Annotated in this window: 12 protein-coding genes; 1 reads left to right on the top strand and 11 read right to left on the bottom strand. The window is 29.6% G+C overall.

What is annotated here, in order from left to right; genetic code table 11:
- Window positions 1–20: 20 nt before the first annotated feature.
- The 10 genes from AC8GF4_RS11265 to AC8GF4_RS11220 form a co-directional block, all read right to left on the bottom strand.
- Window positions 21–1,184: an IS4 family transposase gene (locus AC8GF4_RS11265; protein WP_506594716.1), complete on the bottom strand. Its 1,164-nt coding sequence runs from the start codon at window positions 1,182–1,184 to the stop codon at window positions 21–23.
- Window positions 1,185–1,407: 223 nt separating this feature from the next.
- Window positions 1,408–2,607 (bottom strand): O-antigen ligase family protein, encoded by a 1,200-nt coding sequence (locus tag AC8GF4_RS11260; RefSeq protein ID WP_506594714.1) that lies wholly within the window; start codon window positions 2,605–2,607, stop codon window positions 1,408–1,410.
- Window positions 2,608–2,717: 110 nt separating this feature from the next.
- Window positions 2,718–3,836, bottom strand: coding sequence for a glycosyltransferase (locus tag AC8GF4_RS11255; RefSeq protein ID WP_506594713.1), 1,119 nt, complete (start codon window positions 3,834–3,836; stop codon window positions 2,718–2,720).
- Complete coding sequence (locus tag AC8GF4_RS11250; RefSeq protein WP_506594712.1) at window positions 3,827–4,972, bottom strand: lipopolysaccharide biosynthesis protein; 1,146 nt, start codon at window positions 4,970–4,972, stop codon at window positions 3,827–3,829. Before AC8GF4_RS11250 ends, AC8GF4_RS11255 begins: the two co-directional genes overlap by 10 nt.
- 91 nt (window positions 4,973–5,063) lie before the next feature.
- Window positions 5,064–7,217, bottom strand: coding sequence for a GumC family protein (locus tag AC8GF4_RS11245; RefSeq protein WP_506594711.1), 2,154 nt, complete (start codon window positions 7,215–7,217; stop codon window positions 5,064–5,066).
- A gap of 13 nt (window positions 7,218–7,230) precedes the next feature.
- Complete coding sequence (locus tag AC8GF4_RS11240; protein WP_506594710.1) at window positions 7,231–7,959, bottom strand: polysaccharide biosynthesis/export family protein; 729 nt, start codon at window positions 7,957–7,959, stop codon at window positions 7,231–7,233.
- A gap of 19 nt (window positions 7,960–7,978) precedes the next feature.
- Entirely contained in the window at window positions 7,979–8,413 is a 435-nt protein-coding gene (locus tag AC8GF4_RS11235) for a response regulator (protein WP_506594709.1), read from the bottom strand.
- A 293-nt stretch (window positions 8,414–8,706) separates the two neighbouring features.
- Window positions 8,707–11,682 (bottom strand): PAS domain S-box protein, encoded by a 2,976-nt coding sequence (locus AC8GF4_RS11230; protein ID WP_506594708.1) that lies wholly within the window; start codon window positions 11,680–11,682, stop codon window positions 8,707–8,709.
- 244 nt (window positions 11,683–11,926) lie between these two features.
- The gene (locus tag AC8GF4_RS11225; RefSeq protein WP_506594707.1) at window positions 11,927–13,270 is read right to left on the bottom strand and encodes a sigma-54-dependent transcriptional regulator; all 1,344 of its coding nucleotides are present in this window, start codon (window positions 13,268–13,270) and stop codon (window positions 11,927–11,929) included.
- A gap of 392 nt (window positions 13,271–13,662) precedes the next feature.
- A complete protein-coding gene (locus AC8GF4_RS11220; protein ID WP_506594706.1) occupies window positions 13,663–13,863 on the bottom strand; it encodes a hypothetical protein in 201 nt (66 codons plus the stop codon).
- Between the two features lie 1,345 nt (window positions 13,864–15,208).
- On the opposite strand from AC8GF4_RS11220, the gene AC8GF4_RS11215 reads away from it, so the two are divergent.
- A complete protein-coding gene (locus tag AC8GF4_RS11215) occupies window positions 15,209–16,207 on the top strand; it encodes a response regulator (RefSeq protein ID WP_506594705.1) in 999 nt (332 codons plus the stop codon).
- Window positions 16,208–16,218: 11 nt separating this feature from the next.
- Here AC8GF4_RS11215 and AC8GF4_RS11210 read toward each other — a convergent pair whose 3' ends face one another.
- Window positions 16,219–22,317 carry a PAS domain-containing sensor histidine kinase gene (locus AC8GF4_RS11210; RefSeq protein WP_506594703.1) on the bottom strand — a complete coding sequence of 2,033 codons (6,099 nt, stop codon included), beginning with the start codon at window positions 22,315–22,317 and terminating at the stop codon, window positions 16,219–16,221.
- Window positions 22,318–22,480 lie beyond the last annotated feature (163 nt).

Below are 22,480 nucleotides of genomic sequence, written 5' to 3'. Positions count from 1 at the left end.
TTTAAGTCACTAGTGTCCACTTAAAATAAGTTAAAAACCAGCTGGTTAGTATTATGTTCATTGACATTATTGCAATCTGATTTCATAAGTAGTTCATTTATAGATGTTTTATCGAGTAATGATGCGGATAAAATTTGTAGAATTTCGTAAGTTGAGCGATTGATTTTTAAATCTTTTGCTATTATAGAAACCAAACAGTAAGTTACAATTGCTACATTAATTTGAATACGAACAGCATTTTCTGTTGTTCCCCAAAAGGTCTTAACTTTTAGGTGCTGTTTTATCCATTTAAAGAACAATTCTACTTGCCATCGTTGTTTGTAAAGTAGTGCAATATCTTGAGCTGATAATTCAAAATTATTGGTCAAAAAGACTAACATTTTTTTATTTTCAGTATCGAAAAATTTTACTTTTCGTATCTTTTCTGGATAATCTTTTGAGGTATAAAAACCTTCTATTTTACCAATTTGGTCATATTTAATTCCAGTGGTTTTGTCAATTTTTAGAGAATACATTCTTTTAAATTTCACATTAGATTTTGCTCTAACAACAAAATAAGCATTAGCTTTTGTAATTCGAAAAAGTCGATCATAATCAACATAAGCACGGTCAAAAATATAATAAGCAAACGGCTCATAATCTATGACATCCATTGCATTAACATCGTGCACATTTGCTTCTGTAATATGAATAAATACAGGGATTTGTGTGTTAATATCAAATAGAGTGTGCAATTTTATTCCTGCTTTAGTTTTTCGAAAATGAGCCCAACAAAATACACTCAAACATAGATCAATTGTTGAAGAATCAAAAGCATAAATATTGCCTTTTATTTCAAAGGTATCATTGCTTTTTTTATCTTGGGCAATCAATATTAAATGATTGGCAAACTCTTCAAATATTTTATAATTACGATTTTCATTGGCTTTGGATAAATTACTACGAGTTACATTTTTGCCAAATCCTAAATGATATGATTTTGATTGATGTGCTTCTATGACAATTATCAAATCTCTTAAACTTTCTCTTGCTGAAAGTTGACCAAAAATCATACATAATAATTGATTCCAACAAGTAAAATGTTTGACCGATTTATTGCCAGAATATTTACTAGTTAACCTGTCAAAAACACGTTGAGGAAGAAATTCAATAAGTTGAGAAAAGACATATTTACCGTGATTCATATTCGTAATATTGATTTACGAACATAATAATCATTTCAAATCGTCACGCTCAAAAATGACTCTTAAAATACAGATTTACAATAATTTCAAAGAACTTGTTTTATTTTTTAGTGGACACTAGTGATTTTAAGTATTAGAAAAAGCATGCCAAAAAAAATAATGCCGATTTTATTGGGTTATATAGATAACAAAAAAAGTGCATCTTCCATATTTTGGAAATAACCTATTTTTTGGAAATCAAATTAAAATCAAGATCAGGTCTTTTTTTCTTCAATTGCAGTTTTTGAATTTTGGAAAGATTCGGATTGGTCGTAAAAGCAATCGAAAAAATAATCATTTGATAAAATAAAATACCATAATTACTATCGCCAAAAATGCCAAATTCTGTAAAAGAATTAATCAAAACAGGAATCATAATGCCAATAAGCATCAGTCGGGTTTCTTTGTTTTCGTATAGAAAAGCTTTTAAGGTAAAAGTTAATTGAAATAATGCAATGGTCAATCCAATAAATCCTAGATTCATTAAGACTTGAATAAAAGTATTGTGCGTCATATTACCAGGATAGGTATTCGTACCCTGAAAATAATCTTTGTAGTCAATTCGCATAAAACCAAAACCAAGGAGCGGTTCTCTGGGTAAGCCTTCTGTAATGAGGGCTTTCCAAAAAGGCAATCGGCCTGTTAAACTCATTACTTCTTCCAGTCGAGAACTATCTCCTCCTTTTAGAATCATTTTGTTTATGGCAACAGGTGCTACTAATAATACCATGGAGATAAAAACTACTTTTAGCATTTTTCCTTTGGTTTGCTTGATGTGAAAAAATATAATTAGTAGCGCTCCAATCAAAGATGATCGAGATCCAGTCATATACAATGCCAAAAAAATAAGAAGTATTTTTAAAATTGTACCGGTTTTGTTTTCCTTTCGATATAAATCAAAAATCAAGCAGGATATACCAACTCCTGCAAGCATTCCTAATTCATTGGGATTCATAATAATTCCGCCTAAACGGGCTTCTTCGCCACCATTTGTTAATCTAAAAAAGGTGGTAGGATCGACAATCATTCCTATAATAAAAACCATTTGAATCACAAATACAGAATTTCCAAGTAAATGATACAAGCGTATCGAATGTCCTTCAAAAAAATAGTCTAATACTTTGATACTTTTAATGAAAAAATAAGCAAAAACAAAACTCTGAAAAGTCATAAGCCATTGCAAAGCGCTATAACCCGGATTGGTACTCCATAAGAAAGAAATAAATCCCAGCCCGAGATAAAACAAATAAAACAATGGCGAATAAATGTTCTTATAACCCATTGCATTGTTAATTGCGCCATATCGAATAATATTATGGTAAAGTACAATGGAGGATATCATAAGCCCCATTCGTCCTATTACTTTGATACTTCTAGTTATCATAACATTCTCACTCCACGTAAAAAAGCAGGCTATCATTAATACTAGAATAATAAACAAATAGTTATTTGTTCTCTTTAGAAAAAGGTCGTGTTTATGGGTCAAAGTGGTTGTCATTGCGTACTGTATAATTCTTGATTAAACTGTTGAATGATTCTTTTCCAGTTATAGTTTTCTTTAATCATTTTGATTGCGTTTTGTTGCAGTTTTGAAAAAGCTACAGGATTATTCCAAATAGAATTTAACCCAGACAAGGCTTCTTCTAATTCGGTTCCTTTTTGAGTATAAATCGTTATTCCAGCCTCATATTGTGTAATCAAATCTCCAATATTGGTTGTATCAGTTACTATACAAGGTTTTCCAAAACTAGCGGCCTCAATTACAGACAAAGGCAATCCCTCGTTGCGAGATGGGTGCACAAAAACATCAATTTTAGCCAAAAGATCGTCTTTTTCAATGCCAAATTTACTCCCCAAAAGAAACACATTTTGATCCAGTTTTTTGGATATAATTTGTTGTCTAAAAAAATCTTTTTCTTTGCTGTCGCCAATAATCCAAAGTTGTGCATTTGGTGTTTTCTGAATCAAAATTTCAAATGCTTCAAGTAGCGTATCTAGTCCTTTGGTGTAAATATCCAATCGCCCAATGAAGCCAAAGACAATGTTTTCATTCAACGATTTTGTGATTGGCATCGCATTGTGATTCTCATAACCATAAGGCAATAAAACAGATTTTGGTGCCGATAATAGGCGGGATAATCCAATCGTTTCGCTTTTTCCGATGCAATGAATTTTTTGTGTTTGCAGCAATATTTTTTTTTCGAATAAATGAAAATAGATTTTTTTTACCCAAAAACTTCTTTCCATTGCAACACTATTATAAGCGCCGTGTGGGGTAAAAACAAACAGAATTTTATGACTAAACAGAATTTTTGACACAGTCGAAAAAACCGGAATCCAGCCTCCATGAAGATGAAATACAACAGGCATCTTTAGATGTATTATTGCCTGTTTTAATTCTTTAGAAACACTAAATGGATTGCGTTGTTGCAAGAATAATTGGGTTTCGAAATTGCGGTTTCCATAATTTTTTTCTTGATCTTTTGCAATTCCCCATACAGACACATTTAGTCCGGATTCGACTTGTTTTGTAGCCAATTGATACACTACTTTATTAACACCATTCATCCTTTCGGGATTGGCTTTTCCTAAAACAAGGTGTATTATATCCATAATTGAAATTGATTTTTTTTGAGTTGTTTTTGCCAATATAAAGTCATCACAAATTGATTTATTGCAAGTCCTGCAACCGCTCCGTACAACCCAAAATAATTAAGAAAAAAATGAAAAGTGACCACTGATAATACAAAAGAAATTACATATCCATGAAAAAATATTTTATTTAGAACAAGTGTTTTTATGGCAATTCGAATGGGATAATTAAGAAAAATAAATAGGTATAGTATGGTCATGATTTTTACCACATAGCTATATTTTTGGTACTTTAAACCTCCGGCAAGTATAATAATCTCGTCCGAAAAAACAAAAATAAAGATCAAAATAGCACCAAAAATGGCAAGTCCTATTAGGGATATATCAATTAAATATTTTTTGGCTTTGGTTACAGATTCATGATGAAAATAAATCACTTTGGGCAATACATAATTTTCTATAGATATTAAAGCAACTCCCAAAACACCAAAAACTGACTGAACCAATCGCAAAGCACCGAGCGCTTCAATACCCAGATAAATTCCAGATACCAACACAAAGAAATTGCTAGAACCCCATTGCAAGAAAGCAATATAAACAAGCCATTTCCCTTGTTCAATATGATTATTCAGGAAAAGTTTCCACGATGTTGGGGTTTCATAATTTTTGACAAAGAAAATAATACCAGGCAAAGAGGAAACAATATTAGAAATGCTGATGATCCATAGCGTGTTCGACAATTGGATCCCGTCTTTATTAAAATAAAATAGGATAAGAATTAAAATCAGGAAGGCACTATCGATTAATAACGCATTTTTGATTTGACTAAGTCCCAAAAATATTTTTCTAAAAAAATCCTGTATCAATAATCCAAATGTGAAAAAAGCAATGTCATTCCCTAACGAGTTGTAATCTGAAAACAAAGGAACTACTGCCAACAATAGTTTGATAAGTATTATAAATAAAAATATCAAAAGAACTATTCCAAAACTAGCAAATACAAAGTATTGTTTTTTTTGTTTTATTTTAAGATATGATACTTGAAAAGGTTGTATAACTATTGCTGTGGTAATACTCATTGCCAAATAAACAAACAACATCAATGTAGAAAACAAACCAAAACTTCTTAAGTCCAGTTTTTGTGCTAAAAACAGCATTAGCAAAAAGTTAGTTCCACTATAAATTACTTGGTCCACTAGGACTAAGAAAGGTGATGAGAATATTATTTTTTTTAAGAATTTCAAAGTGCTAAGAGTGGTTTTTGTATTTAGTCCAACGTTTTTTTAACTCTACCATAATACTTGGATGGTAATTTGCTTTATTAAGAACGAACCATAAGGAGTGCATTAAATATTCCTCTTTTAGCAATTCTATTCTAACAATTATTTTTTTTGATGTTTTTTTACTATCTAATACAAATAAGTTTTCTGTGGCAATATGCATAAATAGTAAGGCTAATCGATCTTCTTTTATGGATTGATTGTTGATAATACATAAATCATAATTTTTAGCTTTCTCTTTGATTTCATTTTCAAAAGCTATTTTAGTATAACTCAAATACTTCAAATCTGAATAATCCAGATAATCAATATTCTCGACTGAGTTTTTTAATTGTCCAGTTGCATCTATAATCAAAATATTTCGTCCTTGTTCACGAAGGGCATGTGCAAAATAGTGCACGTGAAACAAATGATCTTTGGCATCATCATACGAACTAATTGTTATAATGCTTTTGTTTTGTATGATTCCTTTCAATTCCATTTGTACCACATCTTTTAAGAAATTGATTTTAATTTCTTCTTTAGATTGCAAATAAGGAGTTGTAATAGCAATAGGAATGGAACTGTTTTTTTCAATAGTATAAACATCATTTACCTTTGCCTGCGTGAAATAGATGAGATAAATTACAAATATTGAACCAAACATACCCAGTAATATAGAAACAATAATAATAACGGAACGAATAGGAAAAAAAGGCTTTTTAGGCACTTCACCCGGAGTAATTATTTTATGAAAAATGATCTTGGCCGATTTTGCAATTTCGGCTTCAATACGTTTTTGATTCAAAATATTATAGGCATTTTCATAAAGATTAAATTCTCTATTCAAAATTTCTAGATTTTTTTCTTTCTCAGGAAAACCTACAAAAACAGATTCTAGCTGGCTTATATCTCTAGAAAGAGCATCATATTTTATTTGTAAATCTCTCTCACTATTCTTGATACTTTCGATTTGATAATCAATAATGTCTTTGAGTTTTTCGTCAATTACTTTTACTTTTTCATGCTCGGGAGTATAAACCAGTAGTAAATCTTTTTTATCTGACTGCAATGCTTTCATTTTTTTTACCAATTCAGTGGATAATAAATCAGTAAATGCTTCAAAGTTTGGGGCGAGGTCAAAGTAGTTTTTTTTGCCAGAGGCGACGTATTTATTTAAGTTTTTTATAGCGTCCAGACTCATTCGAACATTTGTTTGTTGAATTTTTAACTGAGCAATTCTTCTCAAATCGGTTTCGGATTCTTGCCTAACATTGATAATATTTTTGCTATCTCTAAAGTTTTGGAGATTGTTTTCGGAGGCTTTTAGTTTATAACGGGATTTATTAATTTCTTGTTTGATAAAATCAACCGTAACATTTGCAACTCTATAACGCGTTTCTATATAATCTTTGATATAAGTTTCGGCTAGTTTATTAACAAAAAGGGCTGTTTTTTCGGGAACATTACTTTTAAAATTAATACGCACTACGGGAACATCTTTATCAACAGATGTAACATCGAGATTTTGATTTATTTTATCCATCAATTTTTGATCGCTTAAAAATTCAAATTCATAAGAATCAATAATTTTTATTTCTTTTTTAGATTTTATAAACGCAGTATTGAGGCTAATCAAAAATGAAGCCTCATTAATAGTAATAGGTTTTCCAAAAACTCCCTCAATATCTTGATTGTTAATTGGGTTATGAAAAATAAATTTTGATTCTGAAAGAACATTTAAAGAAAAACGTCTATCATATATTTTATCAGATTTAGATAGCGCTTTTACAATTATCGGAGAGTTGTAAAACAATTCTACAGATTTGAATTTACCTTTACGATAGATTTCAATATTAAAAGGCAATTCTTTAAGTGCTTTCTCTAATAAATTGGATGATTTTAAGACTTCAATTTCGGTAGCAATTTTATTTGTTGAAGTAAAAGCATCCAGATTTTTGACTGTATTGGCACTAGGAACACCCTCTTGATTATCAGCTAATTTTAGTTTGGCAGTACTTTGATACATTGGAGTTACATACTCCAAATATTTTTCGGCTGATAATAACGCTAAAAACATTACCAAAAGAATAATCGGCAGTCCTCTGAATAATGGTCTGAATAATCTAATATTTTCGTTCATTTTAAATTTTTTATTAAAACAATCCTACAAGAATTGCTGCTGCCGTGACAGTTGAAGTAAAAGGAATAATGACAGAAATTCTTTTATCAAACTCTTTGTTCTTTTTTGAAGGAACAATTACAATATCGCCAGGATGAAGCTGAATATTCCGATTCAGAATGTCATTTGGATTTGTCAAATCAATATTAGTCACTCTTACATTTTCTCCTTCTTGACGTAATATTTTTATGGATCTCAAATTGGCATAAAACTCTAATCCTCCAGATTTACTTATCATTTCTAAAAGTGAATTTTGATCTTTTTCGACAGTAATAACATTTGGGTTTCTTACTTCGCCTAGAATTGTAATTTCTTTGTTTAATACTTTTACATCAACTATTGGATTTATAATCCATTTTTGGAGTCCTATTTTAATTGTTTCTTTTAACTCTGGAATGGTTTTGTCAAGTACGTTTGTAGTTCCTATTTTTGGAATTTCAATATTTCCATTTGCATCTACAAGAAGCCACTTTCCATAGACTTCATTTGAGTTATAGATTCCATATACAGAACCAACACTTAAATTTTCTTCTCCCCAAACCGACAATGATATTTTATCATCTTTTCTTATTTTGTATTGATAATTTTTCTCGTAAGAGAAACCAACAGTATCCATTGCAGATTCTTTTGTTTCAAATAAATTGTACGTTTTACAAGAAGTAAAAAGTAATGAGGCTAGGAAAATTTTAATTATTATTTTCATAAAACTATTGAGTTTAAAACTAGAAGAAAGAAAGGATTCTTTGTAGAATAGAAGGATTTGATTCTCTCATAACTGCTTTGATAGCAATTATTCTTTCAATAATATCATTAATTTTTGTACTCACTGAACTGTCTTTTGTCAAGTAGTCAAAGACACCGTACTTTAGAGCATCAACTGCCGTTTCAATATTTTCCTGTCCAGAAATCATAACAACGTAAATATTGGGATTGTATCGTTTTATTTTTTTTAAAACTTCAAATCCTTTCATACCGTCCATATTATGGTCCAAAAATATAATATCTGGCTTTTTGTCAAGATTATCAATACAATCTTTTCCGTTACTGTAATAAGTAATGTCATAATAGCCTATGTTTTTTAGAAATTGCTCATAAACATTAGCACAAAACGCATCATCGTCAACAATAAAAAATTTGAATTGGTGTTCTGTTTTCATAGTAAATAAAATTATTTAATATTTACTACACCAAAACCGAACCAATTTTGTTTTTCACTGATTTACAAGGTGTTATTGATTTATATTTTGATTTAAATTCCATTTTTTGGAAAAAAATCCTGAAATAGATTACTTTTTTTGATTTTTTTAATCCTTAATTCCATTTATAAAAATCTTTTTTTAGAGAATAATGGTTCAAAAAAAATACCAATTATCTCTTCTAATTTTTAAATAAATGAAAAAAAAATAATTTTCAAAAATGACTGCTTAAAAAAATTTTAAGAGAATAAAAATTATTTGTTTAGTTCATTTTCTTGTAGGTTGAGTACTACTTTTTGCAAAATTTCCTTTACTTTATCGTATATGATTATAATTGGTTTTTTGTCTTTACCGTTAAATTTATCCGCTTTTTCAAGATATTTAATGTCATTTATGATAGATTCAATTGCTAAGTTTTCGATACTTGGCTTTATTTTGTGAATCAATCTAGCTACTTCATTGAAATTATTTTCCAGAATTGCATTGTCTATATTTGCTATAGTATCTATTATTTGATTTACAAAGATGGTAATCATTTTTGTAACAAAATCTTTATTTCCTTTACTCAAATCCTGGAGTGACTTTAAATTGTAAAGTAGTTCAGTAGATGAATTTTCATGATTTGTGATTTCGGTATTTGTATCAAAAGTATGCTTAGCGATTGTTTCAATTAAAATTGATTCTTCAAAAGGCTTGGTAATGTAATCATTCATCCCTACTCTTTTGCATTTGTATATAACACTTTTAAATGCATTTGCAGTTAATGCAATGATAGGTACAGTCAGTTTTAATTCTTTTCTTATAATTTTTGTGGTTTCAATTCCATCCAATTCAGGCATTTGAATATCCATCAGAATAATATCGAATTTTTCTTTCTTTAATAGTTCCAATGCTTGTAATCCATTTTCTGCTTCGGTAACCTTACATTTAAAATAGGATAATGAATTCTGTGCAACCATTCTATTCATTTCATTATCTTCGACTAATAAAATGGATATATTGTCTATTTTTATTGGTTTTTTATCGGTTTCTAGACTTTGTAAATTTTGTTTATTTCCTTTTTTAAACCTAAAATTAATCTGTATTGTTGTGCCTTTGTTCTTTTTACTTTCTACTTTTATTTCACCTTTCATAAGTAAAACTAATTCTTTGGTAATCGCCATTCCTAAACCAGTGCCTCCAAACTTTCTGGTTATACCTTTGTCTTCCTGGGAAAATTTCCTAAATATAGAGTCAATAAAAAAATCATCCATACCAATCCCTGTGTCCGAAACAGAAATACTTAATTCTTGTGACGTAGTAGTTTCAGAAATTAGTTCACAATGAATAGCAATTTGTCCTTTATGAGTAAACTTTAATGAGTTTCCCACCAGATTAAACAATATTTGTTCCAACCGCAAGCTATCACCTATTAATACTTTATAGATATCACTAGAAATAGAAGTTGTCAGGTTTATTCCTTTCTGCTTTGCTTTTGGTCCTAATACGGTTATGATTTTTTTTATCGAGTTTTCAATAGAAAAATCATTGTCTTCAAGATGCATTTCTCCAGCTTCAATTTTAGAAATATCTAAAATATTATTAATGATAGCCGACAAATGTTTGGATGCAATAGTACTATTTTTAATGTGTTTTTTTTGTAGATCTGTTAAGTCTTGTTTTTCTAATTCCCTCAAAAAACCTACAATTGCATTAAGAGGTGTCCGTATTTCATGACTCATGTTGGCCAAGAAAGCCTCTTTGGCCTTAGAAGCATTCTCGGCTTTTGTTTTCTCTCTTTCTAGGTCAATCTCAAGTTGTTTTTGTTTGGTTATGTCTAAATGAGTTTCAATTGAACCAACTAATTTTCCGTTGTCATCATAATTTAACGCACGACTTATTGCCCACCACCTTAAATCGCCTCTTTTGTTAATTATTGGATATTGAAATAGTTCTGAAGCAGATGGAACCTTTTTATTAACATTCGTTTTTATAACATCTAAACTGTTGCTGTAATCAAAAAAATCTGAAGTCTTTTTTCCTAATAATTCCTTAGTTTCATAACCAGACATTAATACAAATGTTTGGTTTACATATTGAATAATGTCGTTATTGTCAATTTCGAGTAATCCCAAATTTACATTTGCTATAATGTTTCGGTATTTTTCTTCTTGATGTTTTAGACTTAATTCAGATTGTTTTCTTTCGGAAATATCTTGAATAAAAAAACAATAAAAGACTTCATCACCTTGTTTTATGGGAGTTATAGTAATTTCTATCGGAAATTCATCTCCTATTTTATTAAAGACAGATAGTTCAATCTGTTTGTTTAATCCGGAAACGTCTCCTGTCCTTAAATAATTATCTATCGCAGGTGATTGTAAGTCAATATGAATTTGATCCGAAAAAATATTCTCGGATAAATGTTTACCCAGAACCTCCTCTTTTTGCCAGCCAAAAATATTTTCGGCTTGATTATTCCAAAAAATAATTTTCCCAAAGCTATTTACATTAATGATACCGTTTACAGAGGAGTTCATCATTAGATTACTCCTAATTTCACTCTGTTCCAAAAGGGATTGTGTTTGTATCCTTTGCGTAACATCATTATACTTCCAAAGATGCCCTTTGTGTATTGAATTAATAAAAATAGGGATATAATCTCTTTCTAAAAATCGATTATCAACGGTTTCCAGAAGTTCATTGGTAACCATAACTCGATTTTTTATTATTTCCCTTGTTCTACTTTTAAATAATTCAGGGTTTTTGAAGAATTCTCCCGAAATTTCGGATAAATTTGACAAACCACTACTGGCAATATTTTCGGGTTGACAAAAAAGCAAAAAGGTATCGCAATACAACTGGTTAGTAAAGATGGGTCTCTCATTTTCGTTTTCTACCAAAATTGCAGATTGCAAGTTGGTCAATAACGTTTTTAATAATTCAATATTTCGAGAGTAATTTTTTTTTATTTTTTTTTCTTTTGATATTTTATCTTTTATATAATTAGAAATTAAATGAATACCATCATATTCTCCATTGTTCTTTACTTCCTCATAACTCGGGTCTAATTCTAAGAGAGTTGCATCTAGATTTTTTATAGATTCTTTATTTTCATGAAGTTCTTTAATTATTTTTTGATTCACTAATCCATACTCACTTTTTGTTTCATCAAGGGAATCCTGAATTATTTTGATATCATTTTCAAAATTAATATAGCTTTCATTAATAGCATTAAAAAAAGCTGTCATGAAATCATTTTTTAAACAATCTTTTGTTAAATGCGTATCTATTTGTTTTTGTAAAAACTCATGAAAGTTATTCATTCATCGTATTTATTAAAAAATTTTATTTGCAATTAATGTTTTTTTGGTAAAATAAATTTTCAAAATGGTTTCATTTATGTATTCATTCTTATCGTTTTCATAATGGTTTTACTTATTCGAAATAAAAAATAAGAAACATTTTTTTTGTTGTATTGTGTTTAAATAAGTTCTAATCCGTTTTAGATTGTATTAGATTATAAATAGTTGATTTTCCTATATCCAATTTTTTTGCAGTTTGAATAACATCATTATTATTCTTTTTGAGGTAATGAAAAATAATTTCGGATGTATACTCCTTTAATGTTTTTTCTTCTGAAAGAAATATATCATTATTATTTATACTAATAAATGTAAGATCATCGATCAAAATTTCGTTTTCTTCGCACATTACACAGGCTAAATCGATTACAGATTTTAATTCTCTAATGTTTCCATAAAAGGGATATTTTATTAGTTTTTGTTTTGCTTCTTTAGATAATGAAATGGGTTTGATTTTGTTTTCTTTGGTAAATAAATCAATAAAAAATTTAGCAAGTAATAAGATATCATTTCCTCTTTCTCGCAACGGAGGCAATTCAATAGGCAAGCCAATTATTCTGTAAAACAAATCTTCTCTAAAATTTCCTTTTTTTACTTCTTGCGACAAATCTTTATGTGTAGCAATTATTAATCGAGCATTGAATTTTATTCTAGTTGTACCTCCTAAACGAACGACTTCTCTTTCTTGTAAAACACGCAATAATTTACTTTGAAGATTAAAATCTAATTCGGCAATTTCATCCAAAAAAATGGTTCCTCCATCCGCTTGTTCAAATTTTCCAATACTTCGCTCAGAGGCTCCGGTAAAAGCGCCTTTTTCATGACCAAAAAAAACACTCTCAATTAATTCTTTGGGAATAGCAGCCATGTTCACAGCTATAAAAGGTTTGTTTTTTCTATCCGAGTTGTAATGAATTGCTTTTGCTACTACTTCTTTTCCAGTTCCAGTTTCTCCAGTTATTGAAACATTTATATTGGTATTGATAGCTTTATTTATTTTATTAAAAACAGATTTGATACCATCACTTTGGCCTATAATTGTTTTTTCAAAACTAAATTTTTGTTCCAGTTTTTCTTTTAATTCCTCAACTTCTTGAACCAACTTTAAATTCTCTTTAATTTTTATAATAGAATTCCAAAGTAAATCTTTTGTGTGATTATTCTTGACTATATAGTCTTTTGCACCTGCTTTCAAGAAATCTACGGCCACTTCAATATCTTCCTGACCACTAATGATAATTATTGGAATTTTATCATTGGTTTCTTGTATTTTCTTCAGTAATTTATCTCCCGTTATATCTGGAAGTCCAAAGTCTAAGCAAATTATATTGGGTTTTTTATACAAATTACTAATACAATCTTTTCCTGTTTGAAAAAGCTGAACCTCAAAATCTGGATTTAATTGTAAATGATATTTTAGCGTTTCTCCAAAAAAAAGATCGTCTTCAACGAGAAAAATTTTTAGTATACACATTCTTTTTCTATTTATTTGGAAACATTATACATTAAATTACAAAAGTAATGGGGACATTTCTTAACAAATGTTTCACGCTAAATTACAAAATAAAATACAATTTTTAATACAATATGTAATACAATAAAAAATAGATTTAATAAAATTTACAGTTATTAGACAAAATGTATTAAACTTTAGATTGTATTTCAAAATTAAACCTTGTTTTATTACTTCTTTTACAAAGCAATTATTATCCGTAACATTAAATGTTTTTTTCATTCGAATGATACGCTTTTAAAAAGCTCTTGTAGTGAGATGAATGATTGTATTTAACTCTTTTATTCTAAATGCTTTAGATACATATAAAAGTATTTGCCAATTGTAGTACTCTATCATTAACTCCCTTTTCCTTATTTCATTAATGCATTTTTTACTGTTGGACTCTGGTCGTGATTTCCTTTCATAAGCTCCATTATCATATGTTGTAGCTTCTCGGGGGTAATGTCGTTTTTTATGATTAATGCATCTGGTCGCACTTTTTTGGCAATGTCATAAACAATAAATACCTCGTTAAGGGCTGTGATGGTTATAATTTTGCAATTCGGCATCATTTCTAATATTAAAATGGCTAAATCACTTCAAAAAAATAGATTTTTCTTCATAACTGATTAATATTTATCAATTATGACAATATAGTATGGAAGTTTTATTGAATCACTTTGAGTTAAGATAAAGTATAAATCTACACAATTATGCGCTTTTGTAAAAACGGGCTCATAATATCCAAATGGACTTGTCTATAGGGAATAAATGTATCCTTTTATTGTCATTGGATGGTCATCTATTTATTAATACATTCACTGGTGGATTGTTTAGTTTTTACAGAAAAGAAGTTTTCGAAAATAAAATGATTTAATACCTGTAGAAATTGAATTTCCTTATTTTTAATACTGCCTTTTATGTTTTACATTTCTTGTAATTTACAATAATCCGATACAACAAAGTCTTCTTTAGACTATCTTGAAGATTTTACAAAATAATAGTGTTTATTATAATCAAAGTTAATATAAATGGTCTGGTATGCAATTGTATAATTAAAACACACTTGCATTTTAGTGAATTCCATTTTAAAAAAAGACTATGTTCAAAAAAACAAATTGATTTTTTAACTATTTTGATGCAGATTAAAAGGACTAAAAAGATTTTTTCTTTGATTTGCAAAAAATTCTGTGCAATCTGTGCTAATCAGTGTCTAAAAAAAACATTCATTTATTAGGATAAAGCCAATTAAAATTGAAATTTATTTTAGAATTAATTTAAACTATTTTAATATCGAGATTACAATTCTATTATATTTTAATGAACAACGCGAATCAAGAGTTAAAAATATATTTTTTATACCGTTAGGCACTAAATATTGGTAGTTAATTAAATTTGTAATGCTCTCTATGTCCCCTAGGGACTATACATTTTTACATAATTAGATATAAATAGAGATTGTTTAGTCCCTACGGGACAAAAAAGCAGATGAAATTATTTTTCTACCAATATTTAGTGCCTAACGGCACATTTGAAACCTTGATTAACATGAACACTTAACAACTTTGCAACTAAAAGTAAATAAATTTCTAGAGTTCCAGTTAGTAAAAACAAAATAAATCCTCAAATAAAATTAAATTTTGCAGTTGCACTTATAGCTAGAAACACATATTTAGACAATTTATGAAAAAGGAAATGTTTAAGACCCAATGAATTTATGAAACTGTTAAAACTAGCGAATGCATTTATAACTTTTTAACCCAATCATACAAACGAGGTATAATGAAAGGAAATGCTTTACTAATTTGAGAAACTTAGTGAAGCACACTTTTCATTTTTTTTTAAACATTTACAAAATTTAAGTAATAATAATTGTATTTTTAGAAATAATTTTTTTTAATTCTATTCAATATAAAAATGATGAAAGACGTTAACTTATACACAATTTTGATTGTAGAAGATAATTTAGGTGATTTTTTATTGGCAAAATACTACTTAGAAGAAATGTTTCTAAACCTTGAAATTTATCGTTGCGATAGTTTTAAACAAGTAGAAGAATTTAAAAAAAGTAATAACATCAATCTTGACATCATAATTCTGGACCTGAGTTTACCAGACATGAGCAAAGAATCCTTAATGAAGGAAATATTGTTACTTTATAGCACAACTCCTTTAATTGTTCTTACTGGTAATTCTGACTCCTCATTTGCTGTAAAGTCGATCTCTTTTGGAGCATCCGATTATTTAATAAAAGACGGTTTAAATGGAATGATTTTGCACAAGTGCATTATTTACAGCATCGAAAGAAATAAGCACATTTTAAAAAACGTTGAAGCAGAAAGAGAATACGCAGATTTGTTTCATTTAAGTCCTCAACCTATGTGGGTTTATGATAAAGAAAATGATCATTTTGCAGCAATAAATAATGCAGCTGTCAAACACTACGGATATACGTTAGAGGAATTTCAAAAAATGAATTATAATGATATTTTAGTAAGCGATTCTAATAATGAAAATCTGAAATCTGAATCAATAAATACTGTATATCTCAATAAAATAGTGCAACACAAAAAGAAAGATGAAAAAATTTTACAGGTAGAAATTATAAGCAATACAATTATTTACAAAGGAAAAAATTCGGAATTGGTACTGATTAATGATATTACTGAAAACCTCAAACATTTGGAAGCCATAAGCATAAGAAACAAAGAGCTAACCGAAATTCAATGGATACAGTCACATATTGTGAGAGCACCAGTTTCAAGGATTATGGGATTAGTAAACTTAATTACGGATAACATTGAAACAAATCCAGATGAAATAAAACAAATTCTCAAATATATAAATAACTCTGCCTACGAATTAGATGAGATAATTGAAGAAATATCAGCTAAAACAGATAAATTCAAAAAATAATAGTATCAAAATTAAATACTCTTTTTGGGAATAGTAAAAAAGAATTCACTTCCAATATTTACATTTGAACTTAACCAAATTTTACCCCCCAATGATTCAACTATTTTTTTTGTTATAGCCAGTCCCATACCAGTACCACTGTAGTCATCTTTATTATGTAATCGTTGAAAAATAACAAATATTTTTTCAAAATAATTTTCATTAATTCCGATACCATTATCTGCTACTTTAAACTCCCAATAATCATCATACGTTTCAAACGATATTTTTACGGTAGGAGTGGCATCTTTTCGACTGTATTTTAAAGCATTGCTAATCAAGTTTTGAAACAATTGAAACAAAGGTGATTTAGGAGATTTTATAAGCGGGAGTTGCTCCATTACAATTATTTCAGCATTAATTTCTTCAATTTGTTTTCGAAAAAGTATTTTTATTTCTGTTATCAAAACATTAAGATCAATAAATTCTTCAATTTCAGAAGACTTTCCAACTCTTGAATATTCTAAAAGATCTAAAATAAGCTCCTTCATTCTTTTAGCACCATCCACTGCAAAGTCAATGTAAACAGTAGCTGTTTCATCAAAATTGGCTCCATATTTTTTGTTTAATAACGTAAGAAAACTAGTAACCATCCTTAATGGTTCCTGCAAATCGTGAGAAGCAATATAAGCAAACTGTTCTAACTCATAATTAGAAACAACAAGTTCTGCTTTTTGCTTTTTTAAATCTTCATTTAACGCAATTAATTTGGTTTCATAACTTTTTCGCTCAGATATATCTCTCATAAAAGCACAAAAGAATTCTTCACCATCTTGTTTTATTGGCAAAACTGTTAATTCAATTGGAAACTCTTCACCACTTCTTCGGATTGCTGATAATTGCAGTAGCACATTCAATGCCGATCCATTACCCGTATTTAAATAATTATCCATACCGCTATCATGCATATCCCGATAGTATTCCGGAATAATCAGTTTGGAAAGTATTTCACCTATTACTTCGCTTGCCATCCAGCCAAATATCCGTTCTGCTTGAGGATTCCAAAAAGTAATTCTTCCCTCTTTATCAATACAAATGATAGCGTCCAATGCTGCATTCATTATTAATTTACGTCTTTCTTCGCTACTTTTAATTTTCTCCTCAGCTTTTTTTCTTTCATCTATATCCTGAAAACTACCATAAATTCTATTGTTATTTCCATTTTCTACTTCACCAATCATTCGTATCCAGCGTTCATTGCCTTTGCCGGTTATAATTTGGAATTCATCATCCCATGCTTTTCCAGTTTTATATGCACTCTTAAAATAGCTACCAATGCTTCTTTTGCTTTTTCCTTTTTTATAGAAACTGAGCGCAGTTTGCATATCAGGAACAAATTCAGTCTCAACTTCATGTATTTCTTTAGTAATATCAGACCAAAAAACAGTATTTTTTTCAAAGTCAACTTCCCAGCCGCCAATTCTTGCTAGTTCGTTGGCTTTTTGTAATAAATCTTCTAATTCTTTTTTTTCTGTAACATCTTTAGCAACTGCATAAATATTATTTTCTTCTAACGCATAAACAGCATTCCATGCCAGCCATTTTATACTACCTGATTTTGTAATATACCTATTTTCAAAGTAAAAGGTTTGTTTAATCTCCGGCAATTTTGCTAATTCCTCAGACGATTTATTCCTGTCATCAGGGTGAATAAAGTTTATAAATGGTTCTGCATATAACTCCTCTTCGGTATAACCTAAAAGTTCGCTTGCTATAGGATTAATTTTTTTGAAATAACCATCTAGGCCTGCTATTGCTATTATATCTGGTGCAAAATTGAACAATTGATTTAATTCTTGTTCCAATTGTTTTCGTTTTATTTCTGGTGCCAAATAATTGGCAAGAGAATTTAACAACGATCTATATTTACCAGTATCCAAAATAGCATAATCAAGACCAAAAGTAAGAACTCCAATAATAGCATCATTATAAAGTAGCGGCAAAGCCATTATTGTTTTTAAACCAATTTTTTCTGCAGCTTTTCCTAGTTTAAAATCTTTTTCACTAGAGAGATCCTCCCATATAAGTAATTCTTTGGTTTTTGCGGCTATCTTTACAATTCCATTTTCATCAATAAAAGCATCTACAGTACCTGTTTTGGATAGAAACGACTTTATGTTTTCGTTTTCAGAACTGCTACTAACTCTATTAATAATATTTTTGTCTGTTGTAGTCAACCAAACCTCTGCAAAACAGAAACCTCCAAAATCAATAACATAATTTAAAGTTCTATCTAATGTTTCATGCAGTTGAATTGATTCTTGGAATACCTTGCTAATATTGTTAATAAGTTCAATTTGCAGTTCTTCATTTTTACGTATTGTTATGTCTCTTTCAATAGAGATCCAATGAGTATACCAACCTGTGGCATCTGCAACTGGACTAATTGTAAAATTAATCCAGAATTCTTCACCGTTCTTTTTGTAATTAATAGTTGTTACTTCGCATGGCTCCCAATTTTCAAGTGCTTTTCGCAAACGTGCTAATTCATTTTTGTCCGATTTTGGACCTTGTAGAATTCGTGGCGTTTTACCTATTACCTCATCTGAAGAATAACCTGTCATTTTGGTAAAAGCTTCGTTTACATATATAATCTTCGGTCCAGGTTCATCAAAGGGCTCTGCTTCCGTAATTAAAACCGCGTCGTTTGTATTGGTTATGACAGAACTCATTAACTTTAATAGCTGTTCCTCTTGTTTCCGTTTTGTGATGTCGGACATGCTACCAATCTTCCTTTTCATTTTGCCAAATGCATCATATTCAATATAAGTCCGGTCGGAAATGCTTATCCAGCCTTTATTTTCTGTCCTTAATTGATATTCGCTGTAAAAAATTTCGCTTTTAGCATTGATAGTATCCTGAAAACTTTGCAAGACGTTTTCTCTTTCACTTTCGTGCAAGCGACTTACCCATTCCTCTCTTTCTGGTATTGAATCTTCCAATGTTAAACCAAACATTTGTTGATGAGTAAGATTACTCCAACCTATATTGGTTGCAAAATCCCATTCCCAAATGGCATCATTTGCAGCCTTTCCTATCAATTCAAAACGCTCGTTTGATTTTCGTGTAATTTCTTCTGATTTTTTTCGATCACTTATATCCTGCATTGCGCCAATTACACGAATTGCTCTTTCACTAGAATCTCTTATAATCAACACCTTATTCAAAACATGGGCATAACTTCCATCGGCTTTAAGAAACCTATGTTCGTATGACCAGTTCAAATCATGACTTTTTATAGCTAATTTTGCACTCTGAATAATTAATTCTACTTCATCGGGATGCAAACGTTTTTTAATTTTTTGTACCTCCGATAGTGTTTCATCATTCATCTTCCCAAATAAATGATTAAATGTTTCACCCCATAACACTTTATTAGTGAATACATCCCAATCCCAAATTGCATCAGAGGTTGCTTTGGTGACATTTTCGTAACGCTGAATACTTTCTTTTAATTTTTCTTCTGTTTTTTTTCGTTCTGTTATATCTTGAATCGTTCCGTCTAACAAAATGTTTTTTCTTTCAGCCCCTTTTTGTAGTTTCCCCTTTTGGTGAACCCATTTTATGGAGCCATCATTGAGAATAATTCGGTGCTCGATATCCATATTTTTTTTATCAAAAAGCAAATCGTTTTGTTCCTTCATAAAAGAATCAACATCTTCAGGATGAATGGCTGAAATAAGCAGTTCAAAACTTGGTTTTAAGGTTTTATTTACCCCTAAAATTTCATACACTTCTGATGACCAAAACAGAGTTTTATCATCAATATTTCTTTGCCAATATCCTAGTTTGGCTATTTGTTGTGCATTTATCAATTTTACTTCTCTGTCCTTTAATGCGTATAATGCATTTTCACGTTTTGTTACATCATTGCAAACTACAATTCTACTTTTTTTTCCATTATTGAATATACTGTGTCCTGAAACTTCTACTTGAATTAATTCTCCATTTTTTTTTTGGTGTGTAAACAGGCTTGGGATTGAATCTCCTGGACTTTTCATTTTCTCATTAATTGATTCTTGTCGTTTAAAAAAGTCATCTTCTGTTCTCAGATCTTTATGATTCATCGATAAAAATTCCTCCTTACTATAACCATAATGAGTAATAGCAGCTTCGTTAACATCAACTATGTTTAAAGTTTCTGTATCATAGATCCAATTTGGCAATGGACTGCTATAAAATAGTAAACGATATTTCTCTTCTGAATTGATTAGCTCTTGTTTAATCTTTTTATTTTCGGTTATATTTCGGGCGTAGCATGCAATACCAACTATTTCTACTTCTTTATAAATTGGATTAAAAGTAATATCATACCAAACTTCTGTCTGTTCTGTATCCGAAGGACTTTTTACTTCTTCAATAAATGATTCTCCATTCAAAGCTCTTGTGTAGTTACTTTTCCAAAAATCAAGATAAGCCTTGGGATAGACATTTTCGATTAATAGATCATCGCCTACTTTGATTGCGACACCTATATTTTGCTCCAAGTTTTTTACAAATGCTTGATTGGCAGCCAACAATTTAAAATTTTTATTTACACTCCATATTAAATCATTGGTACTGTTGATTAAAGCTTCTTTATCCCTTTTTTCAAATTCTCTTTGTTCCTCGATTTTTAACTTTTCTGTAATGTCAATTAGTATAACCAAAGACATTTTCCTATCATTGTAAGTAATAAAATGACCATTAATTTCCATAAACATGATATCACCATTCTTTTTTTGGTGACGCCAAACATGTTGATGATTTTGACCATCAGTAGCTTCATCGAATACTAATTTCTCAATTTCTGTTCTATCTTCTGGTAGAATTATATCTTTTAAAGTTAAGTCCAAAAACTCTTCCTTGGTATAACCATATTTTAGAAGGGTTTCTTTATTGCAATCAATAATTTGTAAGGTTTCAAAATCAAAAACAAACATAGGAGCAGGGCTGCTTTCGAAAAGATTTTTATAGAGTTTTCTGGATTCAATTATTGTGGTTTCTTGTTTTTCTTTCTCGGTGCCGTCTTTAGCAATACAATACATTATTTTTTCAGTATCATCCCATTTGGCGGACCAGATTATAGGAACTATTGTTCTGTCTTTTTTAATATATCTATTCTGAAAATTGGTTTGTTCAAAACCGGCAATTACTTCAAGGAAGACATTTTTTGACTCATCAACATCTTCAGGATGAACATATTCAATAAATTTTTTCCCAACTAGTTCATCAGGCATAAAACCCCAAACTTTTTCGGAAGCATTACTTATTTTAACAAAATTACCCTCAATATCAATTGTACAGATCACGTCTAAAGAAGAGTTCATAATTTTTTCCAACTCAGATTCGGTTTCTTTGATTGCGAGTTGGCTCAAGGTTTCTTCTGTTATATCTCGAGAACTTATAAAAATGCCTGTAACCTTGGAATCTTCATCTATTGTTGGCGTGTAAGTAAGGCTAAAGTATTTTACATTTCCTTCATCATCAATGATTTCTAATCCTTTTTTACGTTTTGTACCTTTTAGAACTACAGCGTAAAACTCTTGGAGTGCTTGCAATTGAGTTTTCTGGGCATAATCTAATAAATAATCGCCATTTTTTATATCAAAACCAAAATATCGTTTCCCTACATTTTGAAATTGTGTGTTAAATGAAATGACGCACAAATTGACATCTAATAAAACAAAAGCTTCCTCCGTATTGTTAATCATCAGTGCCATTTCTTGCTCTGATTTTTTTCGATCTGAAATATCTAGTATTGAATTATAACAATATTCCATTCCATCATCATCTTCAAATATCGTAGATGAAAAACGTAAAGGGAATTTTTCGCCATTTTTTCTGATGCCTTTCAATTCTCCTTTTACGGTACCTTTTAGAGTACGTTCGACAAGGAGTTTTGGTAAAATTTCATCTGTTTGGTCAATGATATCCTTTCTGGATAATTTAACAAATTCTTCCTGATTGTAACCAAACATGGATACGGCGGCTTGATTAACTTCGAGAATTTCTCCATCGAGAGTAGTGAACAACACAGCTGATACTGAATTGCTTAAAACAACTTTGTATTTTTGTTGATTATTTTCCATTATTTAAAAATATCAAGTTTTAAATGGGTCTAGTCTAATAAATGTATGTAAATTTTTAGCCACAGATTAGCACAGATTAGCACAGATTTTTTACAATTCACAGATAAAATCTTTTCAATCCAATAAATCTGTGGTAAAAAAATTTGAAAAATCAATATTTTTT

It is taken from the genome of Flavobacterium rarum (SeqCode) (assembly GCF_965234445.1).
In the GTDB taxonomy this organism is placed as follows: domain Bacteria; phylum Bacteroidota; class Bacteroidia; order Flavobacteriales; family Flavobacteriaceae; genus Flavobacterium; species Flavobacterium rarum.
The sequence above is the reverse complement of the archived record's forward strand: the minus strand, read 5'-3'. Positions and strand labels throughout refer to the sequence as shown.

Coding starts and splice junctions, on each gene's coding strand:
- AC8GF4_RS11265 (WP_506594716.1), bottom strand. CDS start 1,184: ATGAATCACGGTAAATATGTCTTTTCTCAACTTATTGAATTTCTTCCT.
- AC8GF4_RS11260 (WP_506594714.1), bottom strand. CDS start 2,607: ATGATAACTAGAAGTATCAAAGTAATAGGACGAATGGGGCTTATGATA.
- AC8GF4_RS11255 (WP_506594713.1), bottom strand. CDS start 3,836: ATGGATATAATACACCTTGTTTTAGGAAAAGCCAATCCCGAAAGGATG.
- AC8GF4_RS11250 (WP_506594712.1), bottom strand. CDS start 4,972: ATGCTGTTTTTAGCACAAAAACTGGACTTAAGAAGTTTTGGTTTGTTT.
- AC8GF4_RS11245 (WP_506594711.1), bottom strand. CDS start 7,217: ATGAACGAAAATATTAGATTATTCAGACCATTATTCAGAGGACTGCCG.
- AC8GF4_RS11240 (WP_506594710.1), bottom strand. CDS start 7,959: ATGAAAATAATAATTAAAATTTTCCTAGCCTCATTACTTTTTACTTCT.
- AC8GF4_RS11235 (WP_506594709.1), bottom strand. CDS start 8,413: ATGAAAACAGAACACCAATTCAAATTTTTTATTGTTGACGATGATGCG.
- AC8GF4_RS11230 (WP_506594708.1), bottom strand. CDS start 11,682: ATGACAGCTTTTTTTAATGCTATTAATGAAAGCTATATTAATTTTGAA.
- AC8GF4_RS11225 (WP_506594707.1), bottom strand. CDS start 13,270: ATGTGTATACTAAAAATTTTTCTCGTTGAAGACGATCTTTTTTTTGGA.
- AC8GF4_RS11220 (WP_506594706.1), bottom strand. CDS start 13,863: ATGATGCCGAATTGCAAAATTATAACCATCACAGCCCTTAACGAGGTA.
- AC8GF4_RS11215 (WP_506594705.1), top strand. CDS start 15,209: ATGATGAAAGACGTTAACTTATACACAATTTTGATTGTAGAAGATAAT.
- AC8GF4_RS11210 (WP_506594703.1), bottom strand. CDS start 22,317: ATGGAAAATAATCAACAAAAATACAAAGTTGTTTTAAGCAATTCAGTA.